The sequence below is a fragment of the Oleiphilus sp. HI0080 genome (genome assembly GCF_001635135.1).
In genome coordinates, this window is the sequence record NZ_LWFU01001024.1 from 1 (window position 1) to 697 (window position 697).

A 697-nucleotide genomic window follows, 5' to 3' on the forward strand; every position below is an offset into this window, starting at 1 on the left:
CATTATATCTACTCGTCCACTTGGCACGCTCTGCATCCAGTTCTGAAAGTCTTTGAGCCGCTGGCTCGCCCACCGTAGAAACACGCTGAACATAAAGTGCTTCAGGGTCAGATTCGGATGCGCTCTGCGTAGCCTCCCTAAGCAAAGCCACGGGGTTTGCCGACTGACGGCTCTCTATAAACGCTCTGGGCATCTGAGAATCAAGGATTTTCAGCGATGCTTGTTTCTGCGAAGGGCTCAGCGCAGGGTCAGCGTTAATCTGAAGTTTTTGTAGCATATAGTCGTCGTATTGTTCGCGCTCCGAGTAAAAGGCCTCATGCAACTCAACGCTTAAATGTTCTTGGCGGAGTTGCTTTACCAGCTCCAAGCGCTCTTTGACGAGTGACAGATACTCGCCACCGAGGCTTACTTGCTGACCTGTTGCTGAAAACGAAGCGATTTTCTCTGAAAATGCCGCCTCTAAATCATAAACTGCCGCCTTGTAATCGACATAATCCGCAAGTGCTTTGAGCGCTTGAGTAAGCGCGGGATCTTCAAGTTTGTAGTTTAAGTATTCTTCGATGCGAGCGAGAACAACATCGAGCTCTTCTTCTTCGATCGCAGAAAAGAAAAAATCAAACACGTCCTTAATATCAGAAGAAATCCGCAGATTTCCCTGTTCGTCAACGGCCAAATCTCTATCGAAGTAAATACCTTT

At 47.6% G+C, this 697-nt stretch carries 1 protein-coding gene; it reads right to left on the minus strand.

Going from position 1 to position 697, the window contains the following annotated elements; all coding sequences use genetic code 11:
- A partial coding sequence (locus tag A3751_RS19295; RefSeq protein WP_197466524.1) for a lipase secretion chaperone occupies positions 1-697 on the minus strand: 697 nt, incomplete at both ends.